The 20,214-nt window shown below is 71.6% G+C and carries 21 protein-coding genes; 10 read left to right on the top strand and 11 right to left on the bottom strand.

Translation table 11 applies throughout. The features are described 5' to 3' along the window. Positions 1–5 precede the first annotated feature (5 nt). The 4 genes from VLK66_RS08995 to VLK66_RS08980 all read left to right on the top strand — a co-directional run bounded on the left by VLK66_RS08995 (position 6) and on the right by VLK66_RS08980 (position 3,191). Positions 6–551, top strand: a complete 546-nt coding sequence (locus tag VLK66_RS08995) for a hypothetical protein (protein WP_325309062.1) — start codon at positions 6–8, stop codon at positions 549–551. A 231-nt stretch (positions 552–782) separates the two neighbouring features. Next, complete coding sequence (locus VLK66_RS08990; protein WP_325309061.1) at positions 783–1,325, top strand: hypothetical protein; 543 nt, start codon at positions 783–785, stop codon at positions 1,323–1,325. Between the two features lie 81 nt (positions 1,326–1,406). Next, on the top strand, positions 1,407–2,465 hold the full coding sequence (zapE, locus tag VLK66_RS08985) for a cell division protein ZapE (RefSeq protein WP_325309060.1): 1,059 nt from the start codon (positions 1,407–1,409) through the stop codon (positions 2,463–2,465). 483 nt (positions 2,466–2,948) lie between these two features. Next, on the top strand, positions 2,949–3,191 hold the full coding sequence (locus VLK66_RS08980) for a GlsB/YeaQ/YmgE family stress response membrane protein (RefSeq protein WP_325309059.1): 243 nt from the start codon (positions 2,949–2,951) through the stop codon (positions 3,189–3,191). Between the two features lie 263 nt (positions 3,192–3,454). On the opposite strand, the gene arfB is transcribed toward VLK66_RS08980, so the two are convergent. Together arfB and VLK66_RS08970 are read right to left on the bottom strand one after the other, a co-directional pair. After that, the gene (arfB, locus tag VLK66_RS08975) at positions 3,455–3,886 is read right to left on the bottom strand and encodes an alternative ribosome rescue aminoacyl-tRNA hydrolase ArfB (RefSeq protein ID WP_325309058.1); all 432 of its coding nucleotides are present in this window, start codon (positions 3,884–3,886) and stop codon (positions 3,455–3,457) included. Then, the gene (locus VLK66_RS08970) at positions 3,883–4,359 is read right to left on the bottom strand and encodes an FKBP-type peptidyl-prolyl cis-trans isomerase (RefSeq protein ID WP_325309057.1); all 477 of its coding nucleotides are present in this window, start codon (positions 4,357–4,359) and stop codon (positions 3,883–3,885) included. Before VLK66_RS08970 ends, arfB begins: the two co-directional genes overlap by 4 nt. 164 nt (positions 4,360–4,523) lie before the next feature. Here VLK66_RS08970 and mpl point away from each other — a divergent pair, with 164 nt between their 5' ends. Beyond that, entirely contained in the window at positions 4,524–5,981 is a 1,458-nt protein-coding gene (gene mpl, locus VLK66_RS08965; protein WP_325309056.1) for a UDP-N-acetylmuramate:L-alanyl-gamma-D-glutamyl-meso-diaminopimelate ligase, read from the top strand. Between the two features lie 9 nt (positions 5,982–5,990). Here the strand turns inward: mpl and VLK66_RS08960 are convergent, their stop codons facing one another. The 3 genes from VLK66_RS08960 to VLK66_RS08950 all read right to left on the bottom strand — a co-directional run bounded on the left by VLK66_RS08960 (position 5,991) and on the right by VLK66_RS08950 (position 7,497). Further along, positions 5,991–6,455 (bottom strand): hypothetical protein, encoded by a 465-nt coding sequence (locus VLK66_RS08960; RefSeq protein WP_325309055.1) that lies wholly within the window; start codon positions 6,453–6,455, stop codon positions 5,991–5,993. Further along, complete coding sequence (locus VLK66_RS08955) at positions 6,452–7,048, bottom strand: nucleotidyltransferase domain-containing protein (RefSeq protein ID WP_325309054.1); 597 nt, start codon at positions 7,046–7,048, stop codon at positions 6,452–6,454. Before VLK66_RS08955 ends, VLK66_RS08960 begins: the two co-directional genes overlap by 4 nt. Before the next feature lie 167 nt (positions 7,049–7,215). Then, positions 7,216–7,497, bottom strand: a complete 282-nt coding sequence (locus tag VLK66_RS08950) for a twin-arginine translocase TatA/TatE family subunit (RefSeq protein WP_325309053.1) — start codon at positions 7,495–7,497, stop codon at positions 7,216–7,218. Between the two features lie 323 nt (positions 7,498–7,820). On the opposite strand from VLK66_RS08950, the gene VLK66_RS08945 reads away from it, so the two are divergent. The 3 genes from VLK66_RS08945 to VLK66_RS08935 all read left to right on the top strand — a co-directional run bounded on the left by VLK66_RS08945 (position 7,821) and on the right by VLK66_RS08935 (position 11,551). Continuing rightward, positions 7,821–8,594 (top strand): glycerophosphodiester phosphodiesterase, encoded by a 774-nt coding sequence (locus VLK66_RS08945; RefSeq protein ID WP_325309052.1) that lies wholly within the window; start codon positions 7,821–7,823, stop codon positions 8,592–8,594. 106 nt (positions 8,595–8,700) lie between these two features. Next, positions 8,701–10,938: a hypothetical protein gene (locus VLK66_RS08940; RefSeq protein WP_325309051.1), complete on the top strand. Its 2,238-nt coding sequence runs from the start codon at positions 8,701–8,703 to the stop codon at positions 10,936–10,938. Positions 10,939–11,149: 211 nt separating this feature from the next. After that, positions 11,150–11,551, top strand: a complete 402-nt coding sequence (locus VLK66_RS08935) for a hypothetical protein (RefSeq protein ID WP_325309050.1) — start codon at positions 11,150–11,152, stop codon at positions 11,549–11,551. A 278-nt stretch (positions 11,552–11,829) separates the two neighbouring features. On the opposite strand, the gene serA is transcribed toward VLK66_RS08935, so the two are convergent. The 4 genes from serA to VLK66_RS08915 form a co-directional block, all read right to left on the bottom strand. After that, a complete protein-coding gene (gene serA / locus VLK66_RS08930) occupies positions 11,830–13,431 on the bottom strand; it encodes a phosphoglycerate dehydrogenase (RefSeq protein WP_325309049.1) in 1,602 nt (533 codons plus the stop codon). Next, complete coding sequence (locus VLK66_RS08925) at positions 13,428–14,525, bottom strand: alanine--glyoxylate aminotransferase family protein (protein WP_325309048.1); 1,098 nt, start codon at positions 14,523–14,525, stop codon at positions 13,428–13,430. The genes serA and VLK66_RS08925 overlap by 4 nt, the downstream gene beginning before the upstream one ends. 261 nt (positions 14,526–14,786) lie before the next feature. Beyond that, complete coding sequence (locus VLK66_RS08920; protein WP_325309047.1) at positions 14,787–15,515, bottom strand: HAD-IB family phosphatase; 729 nt, start codon at positions 15,513–15,515, stop codon at positions 14,787–14,789. 212 nt (positions 15,516–15,727) lie between these two features. Beyond that, positions 15,728–17,092, bottom strand: coding sequence for a HAMP domain-containing sensor histidine kinase (locus VLK66_RS08915; protein ID WP_325309046.1), 1,365 nt, complete (start codon positions 17,090–17,092; stop codon positions 15,728–15,730). 104 nt (positions 17,093–17,196) lie between these two features. On the opposite strand from VLK66_RS08915, the gene VLK66_RS08910 reads away from it, so the two are divergent. After that, a complete protein-coding gene (locus tag VLK66_RS08910) occupies positions 17,197–17,484 on the top strand; it encodes an HU family DNA-binding protein (protein ID WP_325309045.1) in 288 nt (95 codons plus the stop codon). Between the two features lie 63 nt (positions 17,485–17,547). Further along, positions 17,548–18,006, top strand: a complete 459-nt coding sequence (locus VLK66_RS08905; RefSeq protein WP_325309044.1) for a Smr/MutS family protein — start codon at positions 17,548–17,550, stop codon at positions 18,004–18,006. A gap of 279 nt (positions 18,007–18,285) precedes the next feature. Here VLK66_RS08905 and VLK66_RS08900 read toward each other — a convergent pair whose 3' ends face one another. Both VLK66_RS08900 and VLK66_RS08895 read right to left on the bottom strand, forming a co-directional pair. Then, complete coding sequence (locus tag VLK66_RS08900) at positions 18,286–19,110, bottom strand: L,D-transpeptidase (RefSeq protein WP_325309043.1); 825 nt, start codon at positions 19,108–19,110, stop codon at positions 18,286–18,288. 453 nt (positions 19,111–19,563) lie between these two features. Beyond that, positions 19,564–20,193 carry a hypothetical protein gene (locus VLK66_RS08895; protein WP_325309042.1) on the bottom strand — a complete coding sequence of 210 codons (630 nt, stop codon included), beginning with the start codon at positions 20,191–20,193 and terminating at the stop codon, positions 19,564–19,566. Positions 20,194–20,214 lie beyond the last annotated feature (21 nt).

Raw genomic sequence — 20,214 nt, 5'->3', positions numbered from 1 at the left:
TTCCGATGAACCCCAAGAATTCTGGTCCAACTGGACGCAAGCCCGATCGCCGGCGGGAGTTCCACATCACCCGCCACCCGGGGTACGTCCCCGAGGATGCGATCCGGGAGTTCCTGCTCCAGCGTCAGGACGAGGTGACGCTTCGCGGCGTCGCGGAAGAGGTCGAGACTTCGCACGAGACGGTGCGCGGCTTCATCGAGGGCGACCGGGTCACGCGCAGCACCACGATCTGGAAATTCTCGAAGTACTACCTCGACTTTCACCCCGTGGGGTACGTGGCCGAACGGAAGCCTTCTCCCGACGATCCGCCGTCCGGCGTCACGGTGCCTCTTCCGCAGCTGAAGGAGGTGCTGCGCGAGCCGGGGCTGGGTTCGGCCGAGCAGAACCTCGAACTGCTGGTGGAGCTGGCGAAGCGGTTTCCCGACGAAGTTCCCGAGTTCGCCGACCGGCTGAAGGAGTGGCTGAAGACCGTCGTGGCCGCGGAGTACCTCGGGAGCTCACCGCCGAAGCGCCCTCCCCGGCGGAGGCAGCGGAAAAGCTCAAATGGGTAGAGGGACGATCGAGCGATGTGTCGAGCGGCCCCGGGACGAACTCCCGGGGCCGCTTTTTCGTCCATCCGTGTGAAAGCGTGCACCATCCTTTCGCGCTCCGAATCGGACTTCCGTACGAGCGGTGGCGGTGTTTTGGCGCTCTGTTGCTGCGGCGCGGGGCGCCTGCTAAACATTTGCATGAACAGCCTACCTCGTGGCCAAAGTGGCCGCATCGCCGGGGAAGCCCGGTACGTGCACTTCGCCTCTTCGTGGCGCTACATCCCCACCGAGCTGCTGCGCGAGTTCACCCTGGAGCTGATCGCGCAGTTCCGCATCCGCGGCGTGGCCGAGATGGCGGGCGTGGCCAAGGACACCGTGCGCAAGTTCGCGCACGGGCTGAGCGAGCCCAACCTGACCACCCAGAAGGCGCTGGGCGAGCTCTTCCTGCAGATGCACCCGGCCGGGGTGCTGGCGGAGCACGGCCGCGAGCACGACCGGAAGTGGCGCCTTCGCCCGCGCCTGGCCGACCTGCTGCCGCGCGGCGAGCCGGCCGCGCGCGCCGCCCTGGCGGCCATCTTCCGCGAGGCGCGCGGCGCCACGGCGGGCGCGCAGGAGAGCATCGGCCGCATCGAGCGGTGGCTGGAGCTGCAGGTGCGCGGCGAGTACTGGGCCGAGCACAACTGCCGCGAGGTCGCCCGGCGCCCGCCGCGCCGCGTGGGCGCGGAGCCGGGAACGCGCACCACTCGCCGCCGCCGCAGGCGCGAGCCGTGGGAGATGGACGAGGACGACGGTTAGCGCCCGCCCGGCCTTGTCGCGCGGGGAGCGGGTGGCGAGCTTGTCGCGCTCGCGAACCCACTCTCCCGCCGCGGACGCCGCTTGCTCGACCTGGACACGCTGATCTCGACGCTCCCCGCGCGGCCGGACCCGGCGGCGCTGGTGGCCGGGTTCGTTCCGCCGCGCCGCTTCGCGGAGAAGCGGTTCGACGACTACCGCCCCGACCCGCGGCACCCGTCGCAGGCCGGGGCGGTGCGGCGGCTGCGCGAGATCGCGGGGGAGCTGCGCGGCGCGGCGGAGGCGGGGCTCGGCCGGCGCCTCCGCGCGCTCTTCGGGGCGGAGGAGCGGGGGAGCGGGGTGTACCTGGATGGCGGGTTCGGGGTGGGCAAGACGCACCTGCTGGCGGCGCTCTGGCACGAGGCGCCCGGGCCGAGCGCCTACCTGAGCTTCGACGAGCTGGTGTACACGATCGGGCTGCTGGGCGTGGAGGGGACGCGCGAGGCCTTCCGCGGGCGGCGGCTGGTGGCGGTGGACGAGTGGGAGCTGGACGACCCCGGGAACCTGAAGATGGCGCTGGCGTTCCTGCGAGGTGCGCTGGCGGACGGGATCCGGGTCGCGACGACGTCCAACACCATTCCCGACGAGCTGGGGCGGGGGCGATTCGACCAGAAGAACTTCCGGTCGGAGATCGAGGAGCTCTCGGGCGCCTTCGAGGTGCTGGAGATCGAGGGCGCGGACTTCCGCCACCGCCGCTTCCAGGCGGACCCGGGCCGCGCGTACTTTCTGGACGCCGCGGCGCTGGAGCAGGCGGAGCGGCGCGCGGGGGACAGGGCGCTCGCGGCGGACTTCGGCGCGCTCCTCCGCGCGCTGGGCGAAGTGCACCCGATCCGCTACGTGGCGCTGGTGGAGAGCGCCGACGAGCTGCTGGTGAGGGACGTGCGCCGGGTCACCTCGCTGTTTGACGGGCTGCGGTGGGTGCACTTCGTCGACAAGCTCTACGACCGCGCCGTCTCGGTCGCCATGTCGTCCGAGGCGGCGCTGGGGGAGCTGTTCCCGGCGGAGTTCCTGAGCGGCGCGTACGGGAAGAAGTTCTCGCGCTGCCTGTCGCGGATGGAGGAGATGCTGGGGGAACGGGAGGGGGAAGGAAGTGCTGAGTGCTGAGTGCTGAGTGCCAAGTGCCAAGTGCCAAGTGCCAAGTGCCAAGTGCCAAGTGGCAAGTGCCAGACGGTTGGAAGTCGCGGCGAGCGTAGGAGCTGGATCTTCGCTCCCAGGCGACCTTGCCCGATCTTCTCGCTGTCCCCTGCTGTTGCGTGAGGGATGCGCGCCCGAAGGGCCGGGAACCCGGCGGGGCGGATGCAATGATGCAGGTTGATCGAGACGGGCTCTCGGCGGAGATGAATCCGCCGGGGGCCCGGCGCCGTTGGGCACAGTCGTACCGTGCCCTACGGCGCGCGCAGCCCGGTTTGGCGCCCAAGCGCCAAACACGCCCGAATCCCGAAGTTCAGGATCGTCCTGTCGCGACGCGGGGATCGGCGCGGGTGTCCGGTGCAACGCGTAACTTCGGCACCCCATTTGCGTTACCGGCCGCCGACGACGGAGCGGAGGCCCCGTCGCGGCGGAAACACGAAAGGGTGGAGGAAACGTATGGGTATCCTGTGGATGATCATCATCGGCCTGATCGCCGGCGCGATTGCCAAGCTGATCATGCCGGGGCGTGACCCGGGCGGGATCATCGTCACCATCCTGCTCGGCATCGCGGGCTCGCTGATCGGTGGGTTCCTGTTCGGCGGCAGCGACGGGCGGGTCGGCCTCATCGGCTCGGTCGTCGGCGCGCTGATCCTCCTGGGGCTCTACCGCCTCATCATCGGCCGGCGCGCGCACGTCTAACCGCGCGCGCACCCGACGCAACGAGCCCCCTCCGGAGAGATCCGGCGGGGGCTCGGTGCTTTTCTACCGACCTTGTCGCGGGTGAGGTGCGGTAAAGAGTTCGCGTCGCGGCGGGGATGGTATCGCGAAAATGCGAGTGAACTCGCGGCTACAAAAGCACGCAGTCCGCCTTCGCGGACTTCCCGCGGGGCAGATGGCGGCGCGCGTCCGCCGGTCACGAACGGTATCGTACTTCCGTACTCTCGTACTTCCGTACTCGGCCGTCAGTCTTCCAGCGTCCGGCGGCTCCGCTTCACCTCGGAACGGTGCTTCTTGGCGCGGAGGCGCTCCTCGCGCGAGGCGGCGCTGGGGCGGGTCTTCCTGCGCTTCTTGGGCACGACGAGCGCCTGGCGGACCAGCTCCACGAAGCGCTCGGTGACCGCTTCCTTGTTCTGGTGCTGGCTGCGGTGCTCGCTGGCCGCCAGCAGCAGCGTGCCCTCGCCGCTGATGCGGTTCGCCAGCTTCTCGCGGATGCGGGCGCGCTGCTCGTCGCTCAGGCTGGGCGACGCGTCCACGTCCCACACCAGTTCCACGCGCGTGGAGCTGGTGTTCACGTGCTGGCCGCCGGGGCCGCCCGAGCGGGTGGCGCGGTACGCCAGCTCGGTCCGGGGAACCCAGAGCGACTCATTGATGGCCAGGACGCCGTCGTCGCTCATCCCGGCTGCACCGACACCAGCTCTACGTCGAAGATGAGCGTGGAGTTGGCGGGGATGATCACCCGTCCGCTGGCGTCGGTCTGCGGCGTGGAGCCGTACCCGAGCGACGGCGGGATGATCAGCCGGCGCGTGCCGCCCTCCTTCATCCCCGGGATCCCCTGGCTGAAGCCGGCGATCAGCCCGGCGTCGCCCAGCGTGAAGAGGAGCGGCGCTCCGCCCCGCGAGGTCTCGATGCCGCTGCCGTTGGACAGCCAGAGCGTGTAGTGCACCTGCACCCGGCTGTTGGCCTGGGCCACGTCGCCCGTGCCCACGATGATGTCGGCGTACTTCAGCCCCGACGCGGTGGTCACGGTGTCGGTGCCGGCGGGGAGCGCGGGTGGGGGCCCGATCTCCAGCCGGGCGCCGGTGGGGTCGCCGAAGCAGGCGGAAAGCACGGCCAGCGAGGCCGTGGCGAACAGGATCCCGAGCTTCAAGAGGTCTTCCTTGCGGCGGTGGTTTTTTGACGCGAGCGCACGGAGGATGGAATATACCACTCCGGGCGCGTTCGCTGAACCCGCTGCCGGGCACGCACTTCGCAGTCGCCCTGCGCCCGCTCGATGCATTCCGAGCCACTTTCGTTCCCGACGGATCAACGCCGATGACCGACATGCGCTCCACCGTGCAGAGCTCCACCCCACGCCACTACCACCTGATCGGCATCGCGGGGACGGCGATGGCCTCGCTCGCCGGGCTGCTGCGCGCGGCGGGGCACACGGTCACCGGGAGCGACGAGAACGTCTACCCGCCCATGTCGGACCAGCTGCGGGAGATGGGGATCGACTACGCGGTCGGCTTCCGGCCCGAGAACCTGGAGCCGCGCCCGGACTGGGTGATCGTGGGAAACGCCATCTCCCGCGGGAACCCCGAGCTGGAGGCGGTGCTGGACCGGCGGCTGCCGTACACCTCGGCGGCGCACACCCTGAAGGAAGAGTTCCTGCGCACCCGCAAGGTGCTGGCGGTGGCGGGAACGCACGGGAAGACGACCACCACGTCGCTGCTGGCCGCGGCGCTCGAGGGCGCGGGGCTGAACCCGTCGTTCCTGATCGGCGGGGTGGCCGAGAACTTCGGCAGCAGCTACCGGCTGACCGACTCGGAGTGGTTCGTGATCGAGGCCGACGAGTACGACACGGCGTACTTCGACAAGGGCCCCAAGATGTGGCACTACCTGCCGTACGTGGGGCTGGTGAACAACATCGAGTTCGACCACGCCGACATCTACCGCGACGAGGAGGCGTACCGCTTCGCCTTCGCGCGCTTCATCAACCTCGTCCCCGGCAACGGCGCGCTGGTGGCCGGGTGGGACTCGCCCATCGTGCGCGAGCTGGCGCCGAAGGCCTTCGCGCCGGTGGAGAGCTTCGCCTACGGCGACGGTGCTTCCGGAGACGGCGGGCACCCGGTGTGGACGGCGGAGGGGGTGGAGTTCGGGGCGGAGGGAACGCGCTTCACCGTGCTGCGCGGCGGCGAGCGCTGGGGCGAGGTGGACACGCCGCTCTCCGGCGCGTTTAACGTGCGCAATTGTCTGGCGGTGATCGCGGTGGCCGAGTTCATCGGCGCCGACCGCGACGGCGTGCGCGAGGGGCTGCGCACCTTCCGCAGCGTGAAGCGGCGCATGGAGGTGCGCGGCGAGGCGCGCGGGGTCACGGTGATCGACGACTTCGCGCACCATCCCACCGCTGTGCGCGAGACCATCGACGCGGTGCGGCAGCGGTACGGCGACCGGCCTCTCGTCGCGATCTTCGAGCCGCGCAGCTACACGGCGCAGCGCCGCGAATTCCAGGATGCGTACCGGGCCGCGTTCGCCTCGGCGGACCAGGTGGTGCTGGCGGGGCTCTTCCACCCCGAGCGCTACACCGAGCAGACGGCGATGAACCCGCGCGAGCTGGTGGAGGCGTGGAAGGGCGAGGGAAAGGAGGCGTGGTACATCCCCGAGCCCGACGACATCGTGGCGCACCTGGCGCCGCGGCTGCACCACCGCGAGGTGGTGCTGGTGATGTCGAACGGCGGCTTCGGCGGCATCCACGACAAGCTGCTGAAGGCGCTCGGCGAGGGGGGGTGAGGCGGGGAGCTACGCGGGCGTGGAGATGCGGGCGGCGATGCTGGGGAGTTCGGCGCGGAGGTTTTCGGCAGCCAGCCCCAGCAGGCGCGCGACGATTGGAACCGCTCGCTCGGCGTCCCGCTCCGACGCGGCCTCCCAGCCGTACTCCAGCGTGTTTCGCAGCTTGCGCAGCTGGTTCACGTCGCGGAGCGCCCGCTCGAAGTCTTCCCCGCCGATGATTCCCGCCGCGGTGAGCGTGACCTCGTGATGGTTCTGGGCGCGCGCCTTCACGTTGCGCGAGCGCACCAGCGCGTAGGCGGCCAGCCGCGCCGCGTCGTACGCGCGGATCACGCGGCCTTCGGCGCTCAGGCCGGCGGCTCGCGCGTCGTGATAACCCTTGAGCGCGTTGGCCCAGATCCCGGCCACCTCTTCGTCGGGGGCGGATTCCCGGGCAAGCATCCCCGCGGATAAAAGCGCTTCGATGCGGTCCGTCATGCGGCCATTCGCTCCCGCTGCGGGAAGAGGTTCTCGGAGCCGATCAGCCAGATCTTCGGGGCGCGAAGCGCCGACGGGAGAAAGCTGACCCGCGGGTCGTTCCAGCGAAGGAAACGCTCCCGGTCGATCCACTTGTCGTCGAGCTTGCGATCGAGCAGGCCGAAGATGTACAGGAAATCGAAGGAATCGCCGAGCTCCTCCCCGTACACAAGCAGGTCGATGTCGCTGTCGGGGCGGGCGTCGCCGCGGGCGAGGGAGCCGAAGATGAACGCCGCCTCCACGCCGGGAACGCCCGCGAGCCCCGCGCGGAGGAGGAGGGGGATGCCGTACGTGGCCACCAGCTTCTCGATCGCGCGCCACTCGGGCGTGTAGCCGCTGCGCACGTACACCACGCGCCGGCCCTCGTGCTCGCGCCGCACCAGCCCCATCTCCACCAGCCGGGCCAGCTCCTTCTGCAGCGAGCGCTTGCCGATGCCGGTGTCGCGCTCCAGCGCGCGCACGTGCAGCCGCGACTCCGGCCGCGCGACGAAGTGCGCGAGCAGGCGGGCGCGGGCCTCGGAGCCTACGAAGGCGGAGAGCTGATCCAGTTCCATGCCCTCAATTGTAGGGCAACGCTGCGGCACGTCAAGCCGTCAGCTGGGGGCGCCGTTCCGTGCTCTCGTACTCCCGTACTTTTCCTACTTCTGCGAGCACGAAAAAAGGCCCCCCGGCGCACCAGCGCCGGGAGGCCTCCGATTCATCGACCAGCAAGCGGCGAAGCTCAGCCGAGGCGCCGGGGCTCGCCGGCGGCGGCGGGCGTCTCCACGACCGGCGCGGCCGGGGCGGCGGCGACCTGCGCGGGCGCGGCGGGCGTCGCCTGCAGGTAGTTCTGCTGCTGGTTGGCCTGCACCGACTGGTCGTCGAGGCCGTTCAGCGAGCGCTTGAAGTCGCGGATCCCCTTGCCCATGCCGCTGGCGAGCTCGGGCAGCCGCTTCGCGCCGAAGAGCAGCAGCAGGACGGCGAAGATCAGGATCATCTCGAAGGGGCCGAGTCCGAGTCCCATCGGAACCTCCTCACGGAAAGGGAAGCGCGGGCGCATGCCCGCGCATGTGCTGGCGGAGAGCCGGAGCGCAGTTTCATATCCTGCAAGCCGTACAAGATACTACAATCGGCCGTGCCGTTCAATGGTGGCGGCGGGCGCGCTCCCGCGCCGGAAATCGTTCGCGAACAATATGTTAGCCGCGCGGATCGCCGATGGTCGGGCAACGGCGGATGTCGTCCGGAGCCATCGCCGACGCGGTGTAGGAGTTTGGCTGACGCGTGGGGAGATGAGGGGGACAGGGGGACAGGTGCGTGTCCGGATGCGGCGGGGCGGGGGAGCGGGGGATGCGCTACATTGCCGCGTCGCCCGATTCCACCGCTGATGGAGATGCCGTGTTCGCGAATCGCCCGCTCATCCTCGGCCACCGCGGCGCGCCGCGCGAGGCGCCGGAGAACACCATGCGCGCCTTCCGCCGGGCGATGGAGCAGGGCGCGGACGGCATCGAGCTGGACGTGCAGCCCTCCGCCGACGGCGTTCCCGTCATCCTGCACGACGACACGCTGGACCGCACCACGGACTCGCGCGGCGACGTCGCCGACCTGGCGTGGGAGAGTATCTCCGCCGCGCGCGCGGGCGGCGAGCCGGTGCCGCGGCTGGAGGAGGTGGCGGCGTGGGCGGCCGAGTCGGGCGCGTTCCTGAACGTCGAGATCAAGCGCCGCGGCGTGGAGGCCGCCGCGCTCGCCGCCATCGCCGAGGCGGGGCGGACGCGGGCGACACTCTTCTCCTCGTTCGACGTGGGCTCCGTGGCCGAGGTGCGGCGGCTGGACCCGTCCGCGGCGTGCTGGCTGCTGACGGAGCGGTGGAGCCCGGCGGTGCTGGAGCTGGCGCGCGACCTGGGCGTCGGGGGCGTGTGCCTGCACGATCCGCTCGCCACGCCCGCGGTGCTGGAGACGCTGCGCGCCGCCAGCCTGGGCTCGGTCGTGTGGACGGTGGACAAGCCCGGGCGCATCCGCGCGCTGCTGCGGGCCGGCGTCGCGGGGATCATCACCAATCATCCCGCCACCGGTATCCAGGCGCGCGCGGAGGTGGAGGCGGAGGGCGCGTCATCGACTGGGTGATGGGGAAGACACGGGAGGCGGTGCATCTCCCTGTCCCCTGTCCCCTTGCAGTTGGTCCGCCGCTTGCCTTTGATCGGCGCAACGATCCACAATCGAGGCCGGACCGATGCTCCTGACCCTTGCCGCGGCGGCGCTCTTCCAGCAGCAGCCGCAGCGTGACACCACGCCGCGTCCGCGCACGGACACCATCTACATCGGCCCGCGGCCGGCGGCCCCGCCCGGCGCGCCGCCGTCCGCGCAGCCGGGCATCGTGACGCGGGCACCGTCCGCCGTGGCGGACACTTCGACCGCCATCTTCGACTCGCCGGCCACGCGCGCGCTGGTGGAGCGGGTGATCCGCGCGGGGGCGCAGGTGCCCGCGGGGCTGGACGACTACACTGCGCGGATGAACGCGGCCATCTACCTCTCCATCCGTGCCGACTCGGCGCAGAACGGCGAGGTGCCGGTCACGATCGACGAGTTCGCGGGGCAGGTGCGATGGGCGCGCGGTGAGGCCTTCGAGCAGCGCGTGACCGGGCACCGCGTGCGGATGCTGGCGCCCACGCCGTACACCGTGGGCTCGCTGCTCGAGTCGCCGTGGGTGATCCCGCACCTGTACGGCAACACCATCTCCGTCTTCTCCCTTTCCGCCACCCCCGGCGCCCGCACGCGGGTCTCCGTGGCCGTGCATCCGTTCTCGTGGCGCGGGCTGGACTTCTACCACTACACCGCGGGCGACACGGTGCGCGTGCGCACGCAGCAGGGCGTAACCACGCTGGTGCCCGTCACCGTGCGCCAGCGCGTGGGGATCACCGACACCGCGCGGACGGTGGCGGGGACCTTCTACGTGGACGTGGACCGTGCCGCCGTGGCCCGCGCGCGCTTCGGGTTCGTGGAGCGGCAGGGGCGATTCATCGCCACCGAGAGCGGCATCTACTTCGAGCTGGAGAACGGGCTCGTCGGCGGGCGCTACTGGCTGCCGTACCGCCAGCGGCGGGAGATCCAGGTCTCCTCGCCGCTCTTCGGCGGTGCGGCGGCCATCCGCATGGTGACGGCGCTCTCCGACTTCCAGGTGAACACCGGCGTGCGCCCCGAGCAGCCCGGGCAGCGCCTGGTGCGCAGGCTGGCGCCGGGCGACACGGCGTTCGCCGACTTCTCGCGCGCGGTGGGCGAATTCGCGCAGGCGGCCGACATCGCCGACTTCTCGGACCTGCGCGCCGCCGTGCGCCCGCCCAGCGCCGACCCCGGCGCGGTGCGCGTCTCCCTGCGCTACGAGCGCGGCGACCACCTCTTCCGCTACAACCGGGTGGAGGGGGCGTACCTGGGGCTGGGAGTGCGGCTGGAGCCGGGGAGCCCCGAGCGGCGCGACTGGGACGTGTACGCCACCGGCGGATGGGCCTTCGCGGAGGGAACGCCGCGCGGCGAGCTTTCCGCGCGGTGGCACCCGCAGCCGCGCCTGCCGGGGGCGCCGCGCTACACGCTGGCGGCCACCGGGTACCGGCGGCTGCGCGACCTGCAGGCCTTCCGCCCGCCGCTGCAGTGGGACCTGGGCTACTCGCTGGGCGCCGCGCTGGCCGGGTACGACGTGCGCGACTACCTGGACGCCACGGGCGGCGAGCTGCAGCTGACGCGGCGCAGTGGGCCGTTCCTGGCCATCCTGGGCGGCCGCTACGAGCGGCAGGACTCGGTGAGCAAGAACGTGAACGGCGGCCTGTTCGGCGGCGTCTCGGGCGACTTCCCGGAGCTGGCCGCCGTCGATCCCGGCACGCACGCCGCGGCCGAGGGCGAGCTGCGCTGGGCGCGCGGGGCGGGGGCGCTGTCGCTGGGGAACTCGCTCTTCGCCTCGCTGCGCGGGGAGCTGGGGCTGGCGGACTTCCGCACGCAGCGGGTGACGGCGCTCCTCTCCTTCCGCCGCACCGGCAAGTACCTCACCTTCAGTGGCCGGGGGGATGCAGGGATCGTAGGCGGGATGGCGCCGCCGCAGTTCCTCTTCCGCTTCGGGGGGACGGAGGGGCTGCGCGGCTACGAGCGCAACGAGTTCGGCGGCAGCCGCGCGGCGCTGGGCCGGGGACGGGTGCTCCTGCATCTCCCCCCGTACGGGAGCCAGCCGATCGCGCGCGCGGCGGGGTTCATCATCCCCCCGCTGCGCCCGGCCATCGTGGTGTCGGCGGACGCGGGGTGGTCGGACGTGTCCGAGGCCTCGCGTCCGTCGCTGGTCCGGCTGGGATCGTCTACGACGGACGGGGTGCGCTGGTCGTACGGGACGGGGCTCAGCATCTTCGAGGACGCCTTCTCGGTGGAGTACGTGCGGCCGGGCGGCGGGGGAAAGGGGAAGTGGTACGTGGGGTTCGTGACCGCGTTCTAGACGGCGTTCGTAAGTTCTGTCAGGTGTGAGAGTCCTAAGTCCTAAGTCCTAAGTCCTAAGTGCTGGAAGCAACAGGATATCGGTCTGTTGACTTGGGACTTGGGACTTAGGACTTAGGACTACTTACTTCGACGGGGCGCGGCGCTTGCAACCTTCGCGGGCGAGCACGGCGGCGCGGCCGCCATCCACCGGAAAGACGGAGCCGGAGACCATGTCGTCCATCAGCCGCCCCCTGGCGGGGCCCTCGTTGACCTTCCGCCTCACCGACCACCTGGGCGAGCTGCGCCAGGAAGAGGCATACTCCCGCAGCGGCCGCGCGGGGCGCACGCTGGCCAAGTCCGGCCGCCTGCGCGTGGTGCTGCTGGCGCTGGCCGACGGGATGGAGATCGGCACGCACCAGGCCGACAGCCCCATGACGCTGCAGGTGCTGGAAGGCGGCCTGCGCTACCGCGACGCGGGCGGCGAGTACGAGCTGCGGCAGGGTGACCTGCTCTTCTTCGGCCCCGGCCAGGCCGAGGACATCCGCGCCATGGCCGCCAGCGCGCTTCTCCTCACAATCAGCGCCGTGGACGACGACTTCCGCCCGGAAGAGCGGGGGAATACGAATTCGTAGGGAAGTACGGGAGTGCGGGAGTGCGGAAGTGCGGAAGTGCGGAAGTGCGGGGATCGTCGTGCCGCGCGGCATCATCCACAGACGAACTGTCGGTGCTCGCCGCGGAAGCCCTCTCCCCGCGCCTTAGAGCGCTCGCCCTCTCCCGATAACGGGAGAGGGTGGGATCGGCGCGGCCTGCAACCTGTCGATCGCACGTCGAAGTCACGTGTGGCGGAGGACGGCGGCCGATGGCTGTCTCGCGAAACGCACTCACGCACTTCCGCACTTCCGCACTTCTTCTATTCCATGTCCACCTGGCGGACGTCCAGCACCTCGGGGAGGGTGGAGAGGCGGTCGCAGACGTCCTTCGGCATCGGGCCGTCGACGGAGATGGCGGCGAGGGCCTCGCCGCCTACCTGGAGACGGGCCTGGTGGTACTCGGCGATGTTGACGCCTGCCTCGCCTAGGATCGTTCCGACGCGGCCGATGACGCCGGGGACGTCGCGGTTGCGCAGGACGACCATGTTCCCGCGCGGCGCCACGTCCACGCGGAAGGCGCCGATGCGCACGATGCGGCCCTGCACGTCGCCCAGGAGCGCGCCCACCACGCGGATGCTGCGGTCGCCTCCCTCCAGCCGCAGCTCCACCTCCTCGCCCGTGTCGCCGGGGCCGTCCACCCGCGTGAACGCCGTCTCGATCCCCCGCTCGGCGGCCACATGGTGCACGTTGACCATGTTGACGTTGCGTCGGTCCACCACGTCGCGCATGGCCCCCATCAGCGCGCCCAGCAGCAGCGGGCGCGGCGCCTGGTCGCGCTTGCCGGCGTAGCGCAGCTCCAGGCTGCTGAGCGGGCCGGGGAGGAGCGCGCGCCCCAGCCGCCCCAGCCGGTCGGCCAGGTTCAGCAGCGGCCGCAGGTCCGCCCACGCGGCGCCGCCCACCCCCGCCGCGTTGATCGCCGCCGACAGGTCGCCCGTGAGCAGCGCGTCGCGGACGGAGAGGCACGCCTCGATGGCCACGCTGCGCTGCGCGTCGGAGGTCGACGCGCCCAGGTGCGGGGTGAGGACGACGTTGGGGAGCCTGCGCAGCGGGCTGTCGGCCGCCAGCGGCTCGGCGGCGTACACGTCCAGCGCCGCGCCGCCGATGCGGCCGCTCTGCAGCGCGTCGATCAGCGGCTCCTCGGCCACGATGCCGCCGCGCGCCAGGTTCAGCACGAAGGCGCCGCGCGGGAGCCGCGCCAGCTCCGGCGCGCCAATCATCCCCTTCGTCTCCGCCGTCAGCGGGGTGTGCACGGTCAGCACGTCGGCGCGGTCCAGCAGGTCGCCCAGCCGCTCGGCGCGCTCCACGCCCAGCTCCTCGAACCGCCCGTTGCCCACGTACGGATCGTACGCCACCAGGTTCATCCCGAAGGCGCGGCCGCGGCGCGCCACCTCGCTGCCGATGCGCCCCAGCCCCACGATCCCCAGCGTCCGCCCGCGGATCTCCGTCCCCCCCAGCTTGGAGCGGTCCCACCGCCCCTCGCGCATCGACGCGTCGGCGCGGGTGATGTGGCGCGCGAGGGAGATGACGACGCCGAAGAAGAGCTCCGCCACCGAGACGGTGTTGCCGCCCGGCGCGTTGATCACCGCGATCCCCAGCTCGGTGGCGGTGGGGAGGTCGATGTTGTCCACGCCCACGCCCGCGCGGCCGATCACCTTCAGCCGCTCGCCGCGGCGCAGCAGGTCGCCGGTGACGCGGGTGGCGCTGCGGCCGATGAAGGCGTCGTACTCGCCGATCTCCTCCAGCACCTCGGCCAGCGGGCGCGTGGGCTTCTCCACCACCTCCACGCGCGGCTCGCCGCGGAGCACGGCCAGTCCCTCGGGGTCCACCTCGTCGGTGACGAGGATGCGGAAGCGGTCCGTCATCCCAGCACCTCCTCGATCGCCGCCAGCAGTGCTTCCAGCTCGTCCACGGTGTGGTCTCCCATGTGCCCGATGCGGATCGTCCGTTCCTTCAGCGGCCCGTAGCCGCCGCCGATCACCCAACCCTCCGCCTTCAGCCGCGCCACGATCTCCGGCGCGGCGACCGGCCCGTCCACGCCGATGCAGGTGACCGTCGGCGAGCGGCATCCCTCCGGCGCGAAGAGCGAGAATCCCCACCTCGCCCCGTCCTCCATCACCCAGTCCCAGCAGCGCCTCGCCATCGCCCGGTGCCGCTCGGCGCGCGCGTCCACACCCTCGGCGGCGATGTGGCGGCACTGCTCGGCCAGCGCGTAGATGAGGGAAACGGCGGGCGTGGTCGGCGTCTGGTGCTTCTTCCAGAACTCGTCGTACTCGATCAGGTCGAAGTACTGCCCGCGCCCGGTGAGCGTGGCCGCGCGCGCCATCATCCGCGCGGACGCGGTGCCGAAGGCAAGGCCGGGCGGCAGCGCCATCGCCTTCTGGCTGCCGGTGAGGACGAAATCCAGCCCCCACGCCTCGGATTCCACGATCGCACCGCCCACGCTGGTGACGCCGTCGGCGAGGACCAGGATCTCCTCCCCCGTCTCGCGCTCCGCCCGCCGCACCGCCTCGGCGATCCCGGAGAGCGGGTCCAGGACGCCGGTGGACGTCTCGGAGTGGACGGCGGTGACCGCGTCGAAGCCGCCAGCGCGCAGGCGCTCGAACACCTGCTCCGGGTCGTGGCACTGCCCCATCGCCACCTCGTACGTCTCCACCTCGCGCCCGCAGTCGGCCACCAGATCGCGGAAGCGCTTGCTGAACGCGCCGTTGACGAGGGAGAGCGCCTTCGACCGAATGCCGTTGCGCACCGACGCCTCCATCAGCCCCGTGGCCGACGACGAGGCCACGTAGACGGGGCGCGAGGTGCGGAAAAGGTCGCGCAGCACGGGATCGCACTCCGCCAGGATGCGCGACATCTCGCTGCCGCGGTGCCCGATCACGGGGCGCACCATGGCTTCGAGCACCTCGCGGCGGACCTCGGTGGGCCCGGGGAGGAAGAAGCGGCCGAAATCGGTCATCTATCGATCAGTCCCAAGTGCCAAGTGCCAAGTAACTGCGGAGTCGGGAGATGCGACGAAATTCGGCGGGCACGATGAAGTCCGCGCAGGCGGACTGCGTGCCGTTGTAGCCGCGACTTCAGTCGCATCTTCGGCCACCTCCGCTCCCGATCTCCCTCCCGACATTCTGGGGGGATGGCGGGGCGCGCGAAACCCGTATGACGGGCAGTCCGCCCCTGCCCGATCTAAGGGGCGGGGGCGGACTGATGGCGTGCGGACAGTCTATCGCGCGGCCGCGGATGCGGCGAGGTCCGCGTCGCCGCGGCCAAGCACGGCGGCCCACTCGCTGGCGCGCAGCCGCTCTCTGTCCGCCGCCGTCGCGGCGAGGGCGAGGACGGGCGCCAGGCTCCGGCCGCGCAGCACGAAGTCCGCGCCCGCGGCCACCGCCGGGCGAAAGGCGACGCCCATGTACGCGGCGAACGCATCCACCGCGGGCCGCGCCTCCAGGTCCGTCGCGCCGTCGCCGACGAGCAGGGAGGGGCGAGGAAGATTCCACCCGCGGATCACCTCCGTCTTCCCCCCGCTCCGCGCCACCGGCGACGCGGTTTCGTATCCCGCGTACGAGCCGTCGTCCGCGAAGTCGAGGCCCACGGCGGTGACGGCGTCCAGCGGGAGGCCCAGCGCGCGGGCGACGTCGTCCACCGCGGGGCGCACGCCGCCGGAGAGGATGCGCACCGTCTTTCCCAGCCAGAGCAGCGCGGCCACGACCTCGCGCGCGTCCGGCACCAGCGCGGCCACGTAGTCGCGCCCGAGCCCCTCCACCTGCGCGCGGGTGGGGCGGATGATGGCGAGGCGACGGCCGTAGACCTCTTCCAGCGCCACCTCACCCTGCATGGCCGCGTCGGTGAGCGCGCTGATCTCGGCCGCGAACGGGCCGGCCAGCTCGTCGATGCCCTCGATCGCCGCGAGGGTGGAGTCGCAATCGAAGATGACGGAGGCGAAGCCGGTCATCTAGCGGCCCTGCTCGGATTCGGAAAGAGCAAGGAAGGCGAATGAATTCGCGGCAACAACGGCCCGAAGTCCGCCTTCGCGGACTCGCGCTTCGCCATCCGCGCGCGCATCCGGCCTCGTCGCATCCTGAACTCCGCGCAGGCGGAGTGTGTGCCGTTGTAGCCGCGAGTTTACTCGCATTTTCGATATCAATCCTCGCACTCCGATCTCCATCAATCCCCACCTCCCACGCGGCCCAGACCCGCCGGGAGCGCGAGGACGAAGAGCGAGCCGCGGCCGGGCTCCGAGCGCACGCTGATGTCGCCGCCCAGGCGCCGGGCGAGCTGGCGGGAGAGGGCGAGGCCGATCCCCACCCCGCCGAAGCGGCGCGTGGCCGAGCCGTCGGCCTGGCGGAACTCGTCGAAGACGCGGTCCAGCGCCGCCTCGTCCATCCCGATCCCCGTGTCCTCCACCTCCCACACCACCAGGTGCCGCGCGTCGCCCGTCCGCCGCGCCTCGTCGCTCCACGGCGAGCCGCTGGACATGCGCACGCGCAGCGCCACCCCGCCCTGGAAGGTGAACTTGAAGGCGTTGGAGACGAGGTGGCGGAGGATGCGCACCACCTGGCTGGGGTCGGTGCGCACGGGAACGGTCGCGTCGGGCACGTCCACGCGCACTTCCAGGTGCGGCGGCGGCGGGGCGATGCCGGACATGGCGGCGCGGAGGAGCGCCACGGCGTCGCAGGTCTCCACCTGCGGCTCCAGGCGGCCCAGCTGCAGGCTGTTCAGGTCCAGCAGGTCCTCGATCAGCCGCAGCAGCTGCGAGCCGGCCTCCTCGATCCGCACCACCTGCGCCGCCGCGTCGTCCGGCAGCCTGCCCGTGTCGCGCAGGAGGAAGGCGTAGCCCAGGATGGCGGTGAGCGGCGTCCGCAGCTCGTGCGACACGTTGGCCAGCAGCTCGCCGCGCAGCCGGCGCGCCTCCTCGGCCTCGCGGAAGCGCGCCTCCAGCTCCACGTTCTGCAGCCGCAGGAGCGCGTTGGCGCGCTGCAGGTCGTCGATCAGGTGCGCCTTCTCGGCCGTGGCGGAAAGCTGGTCGGCCACGAGGCGGAGGAGATGCCGGTCGTGCGGGCGGGGCGCCCCGGCGTCGCGGAAGTAGAAGGTGATGGCCCCCTCCGGCTGCCCGTCCAGCAGCAGGGGAAGGGAGACGGCCGAGGCGAAGCCCAGCTCGCGCGCCACCTCCCACCAGTCGTCCAGCGCGGGGTCGGCGAACACGTCGTGCACCTCGACCACGCGGTTCTCGCCCGCTGCCACCCCGGTGGGCCCGGCGCCCAGGCGCACGCGCGTCTCGCCCAGGAAGGCGGCGTACTCCGGGGGCCAGTTCCACGCCGCCGCCAGGCGCAGCACCGGCCCGTTCTCGCGCAGGAACACGGAGGCGAACGCAGCGCCCACGAGCGGCGAAACGCGTTCCAGCGCAAGACGATACACTTCGGCCGGCGAGGCGGCGGTCAGGAACGCGTGGGCGATCTCGCGGGCGGCCTGCACCTCGCGCAGCAGCGTGTCGGCAGCCGGAAGCGGCGCCGCGACTGGAAATTCGGGCAATGACGGTCTCTTGACGGAAGAGGGGGCGGCTCCTACTGTAGGTGCGAACGGCGTTGCCGTTTGTGGGTTTTCGCCGATTTCCACCCCTCTACAGGAGCTCCGCGGTGAACAAGACCGAACTAGTCAGCGCGCTCGCGGCGAGCGCGGAACTGAGCAAGGCCGAGGCCTCGCGCGCCGTCGATGCGCTGTTCTCGGTGGAGAACGGCCTCATCGCCAGGGCGCTGCGCGAAGGCAACAAGGTGCAGATCACCGGGTTCGGCAGCTTCGAGGCCAAGAAGCGCGAGGCCCGCAAGGGGCGCAACCCCCGCACCGGCAAGGAGATCAACATCGCCGCCTCGACCAGCCCCGTGTTCCGCGGCGGCAAGAGCTTCAAGGACTCGTTCGGAGGCTGAGGCCGAGCGACCGGCAGCCGCGAGAGCCACGGCCCCGCCGTGGCTCTCGTCGCGTCCGCACGCATGGCGCGCCGAAGACGCCCTTCCGAGCCTTCGCGGGGAACCATCTATCCCCTGCTGGACCTGCACGGCCACACCGGTGGCGAGGCGCGGGCCCGGACCGAGTCGTGGCTGCGCGCCCGCGCCGCCGGCGGCGAGCGCACGGTGGTGATCGTCACCGGCCGCGGCAACCGCTCGCAGGGCCTCCCAGTCCTCCGCGGCGAGGTGGAGCACCTGCTCACCCTGCTCACCGGCGAGGTGGTGCTGCGCTGGGAGATGACGGTCGGCGGCGGCGGCTTCCGCGTGGAGCTGCGCCCCGCGCGCGAGACCGTTGCCCGCGCGGACGACGGCAGGCTGCTGCGCGACCACTCGCACGCCCTCCGCCGCCAGGCCGAGGAGGCGCTGATCGAGCTGGGGATCACCCCCACGCCGCCGCTGGTCCTCGCCGAGATCCGCCGCATCCTGGCGGAGGAAGAGGGCTGAGGATTGGCACCGGCGGATGGCGGCGAAGCTATTTCCCGAATCGCCCCCCGCGCAAGCCGTTTTCCGGGCCGCGCATCATGCCGGTCACCGGCGACTGAAGTCGCAGCAACAACGACGGGAAGCCTCGCAAACTGCGCGAGGCTGTTCGGCTCGCTTCCGGCTGCGGAGTGACGTCAGCGCGGCGGAAGGCGCCATCATCATCATCGAAACCAAGAAGAAGCGGGGGCGGCAGAACCTTCTGCCGCCCCCACTTTCTTCATCTCCATGCCTGTCTTGCGGTTAGCGCTCCAGCGCGAGGGTCCTCACCGCCTGGGTGTCGGCGCTCACCGTGACGACCGGCTCGCGCACCTCGGGGAGCTGCACGCCGCCGCGGGCGAGGCGGAGCGGGGTGGCCGGGGCGCGGCTCAGCTGCACCTGGGCCAGCACCGTGGCCGGGTCGGCGCCGGCGGCGTTCATCTCCTGCCGCACGCGGGCATCGTAACGGCCCGCCGCGCGGCCGTAGACGTCCGGGTGCAGCGTGACCGAATCCGCCGCCACCTCGGCCAGGCGGTACTCCACGCGCACCCGGACCCGGCCGGCCAGCGCCAGCTCGCGGGTGGCGTGCGGGTTCCGCACCAGCGACTGCACCGTGGCCTGCGAGACGGGGGTGCCGTCGGCCTGCAGCACCAGCTGCGCCAGCTCCATCACGTCCTGGTTGCGCATCCGGATGCACCCGTGCGAGGCCGGGCGCCCCAGGTGCCGCTCGTTGGACGCGGGCGTGCCGTGCACGTAGTAGTCGGCGAACAGGTGCATCTTCACGCGGCCCATGGGGTTGCCCCATCCCGGGCCCTTGGGCTTCTCGTTGCGCGCCCACGCCGCGTCGGGCGGCGGCGTCCACGAGGGGTTCCACACCATGCGGCGGATGCTGGCCTCGGCGGTGGGGGTGGCGTGGTTCGCGGTGCCCACCGACACCGGGTAGCTGCGGATGCGCTCGCCACCCTGGAACACGTCCAGGCGGCCGGCGGGAATATTGACGACGATCTCCATCGGCCCCTGGGCGGCGGCCGGAATCGAGCTGACGGCGGTCACGAACAGCGCGGGGATGATCCCCTTCAGGGCGAACATGGTCGGGTTCAGGCGGCGTTGCGGACCTGTTCGGGACGCTTCCGAGAGACGGGAGCGTTTGATCCGCTGGTACTGCGGGGCACTTCCCCACGGTACTTGGCGTGAGGGTTACGAGGGCCGTTCGGAAAGAGTTTCAGCCGCGACCTTCCGCGGCGGCGCCCTCCGACCGGCGAGGACCCACCAAGGCAACCCGGGAGCCACGCCGGCGCAGCCGTCCGCACTGGTGCCCAAGTCGTTCGGATCATGGTAGATGGGCGAAGAAGACCCGGTGAGCGCCACGGCCGCATTGTGCGACGCGCCTGTCCCGTATGCACCAGGGATGCCCCAGCGGGAACGGAGATCGGGCCAACGTGTCCCCTCGATCGCACCTGCATCGATGCCACGCAAGCAAGGCCGCGGAGAGCTCGTGCCCTCCGCGGCCCCTTCTTCCCTGTCCCCTGTCCCCTGTCTCCTTCAGAACGTCCGCACCTTCACCGCGTCGCGGAAGATGGCGGCGGCGACCAGGCGCGTGGCCGGGTTCGCGGCGGAGAGCCACGCCGATGCGTCCAGGTCGATCAGCAGCCGCACGTCCGCCTCGGGCGCGCCGAGATCGACGGCGCGCTCCACGACGATGCTGTCGCCGCGGGTGATGGAGACGTTGATCAGCCCGGTCACGCTCGTGCCGCCGATCACCAGCCCGCTGGTGACGTTGGCCTGCACGCGGGTGAAGGCGACGCGCACCGCCGTGTACCGCGCCGCCGGCACGTCCCCCGAGATGACGGTGACGGTGTCGCTGCCGTCGATGCGCACGACGGCCGTGGCGAGCGACGAATTCAGCGGCACGACCGAGCCCGTCGAGGTGACCAGCGACACCTTCGCGTCGAAGGTGATGGTTCCCTCGGCGCGCCCGGCCACCGCGAGCGCGGGGGCGAGATCGTACGCCGCCGCGCGCGAGCCCGACGCGCCGCCCTCCGGCGTGCCGTCACCCGTGGCGCGGGTGTCCACGTGCTTCTGGCCGCCGACGACGACCTCCTTGGCGCATCCCCCCAACCCCATGGCCAGCAGCAGCGCGGCGGCCGCCCATCTCGCATGCGTCTTCATCATCCACCATCTCCCCAAAAGTCC

Source organism: Longimicrobium sp. (assembly GCF_035474595.1).
Lineage (GTDB): Bacteria > Gemmatimonadota > Gemmatimonadetes > Longimicrobiales > Longimicrobiaceae > Longimicrobium.
Note: the sequence above shows the minus strand (reverse complement) of the source record. Positions and strands in the feature narration are given on the sequence as shown.

What these genes read in the sequence shown, in the direction of transcription:
- VLK66_RS08995 (WP_325309062.1), top strand. Translation starts at nt 6, where the DNA reads ATGAACCCCAAGAATTCTGGTCCAACTGGACGCAAGCCCGATCGCCGG.
- VLK66_RS08980 (WP_325309059.1), top strand. Translation starts at nt 2,949, where the DNA reads ATGGGTATCCTGTGGATGATCATCATCGGCCTGATCGCCGGCGCGATT.
- arfB (WP_325309058.1), bottom strand. Translation starts at nt 3,886, where the DNA reads ATGAGCGACGACGGCGTCCTGGCCATCAATGAGTCGCTCTGGGTTCCC.
- mpl (WP_325309056.1), top strand. Translation starts at nt 4,524, where the DNA reads ATGACCGACATGCGCTCCACCGTGCAGAGCTCCACCCCACGCCACTAC.
- VLK66_RS08960 (WP_325309055.1), bottom strand. Translation starts at nt 6,455, where the DNA reads ATGACGGACCGCATCGAAGCGCTTTTATCCGCGGGGATGCTTGCCCGG.
- VLK66_RS08955 (WP_325309054.1), bottom strand. Translation starts at nt 7,048, where the DNA reads ATGGAACTGGATCAGCTCTCCGCCTTCGTAGGCTCCGAGGCCCGCGCC.
- VLK66_RS08950 (WP_325309053.1), bottom strand. Translation starts at nt 7,497, where the DNA reads ATGGGACTCGGACTCGGCCCCTTCGAGATGATCCTGATCTTCGCCGTC.
- VLK66_RS08945 (WP_325309052.1), top strand. Translation starts at nt 7,821, where the DNA reads ATGCGCTACATTGCCGCGTCGCCCGATTCCACCGCTGATGGAGATGCC.
- VLK66_RS08940 (WP_325309051.1), top strand. Translation starts at nt 8,701, where the DNA reads ATGCTCCTGACCCTTGCCGCGGCGGCGCTCTTCCAGCAGCAGCCGCAG.
- VLK66_RS08935 (WP_325309050.1), top strand. Translation starts at nt 11,150, where the DNA reads ATGTCGTCCATCAGCCGCCCCCTGGCGGGGCCCTCGTTGACCTTCCGC.
- serA (WP_325309049.1), bottom strand. Translation starts at nt 13,431, where the DNA reads ATGACGGACCGCTTCCGCATCCTCGTCACCGACGAGGTGGACCCCGAG.
- VLK66_RS08925 (WP_325309048.1), bottom strand. Translation starts at nt 14,525, where the DNA reads ATGACCGATTTCGGCCGCTTCTTCCTCCCCGGGCCCACCGAGGTCCGC.
- VLK66_RS08920 (WP_325309047.1), bottom strand. Translation starts at nt 15,515, where the DNA reads ATGACCGGCTTCGCCTCCGTCATCTTCGATTGCGACTCCACCCTCGCG.
- VLK66_RS08905 (WP_325309044.1), top strand. Translation starts at nt 17,548, where the DNA reads ATGGCGCGCCGAAGACGCCCTTCCGAGCCTTCGCGGGGAACCATCTAT.
- VLK66_RS08900 (WP_325309043.1), bottom strand. Translation starts at nt 19,110, where the DNA reads ATGTTCGCCCTGAAGGGGATCATCCCCGCGCTGTTCGTGACCGCCGTC.
- VLK66_RS08895 (WP_325309042.1), bottom strand. Translation starts at nt 20,193, where the DNA reads ATGATGAAGACGCATGCGAGATGGGCGGCCGCCGCGCTGCTGCTGGCC.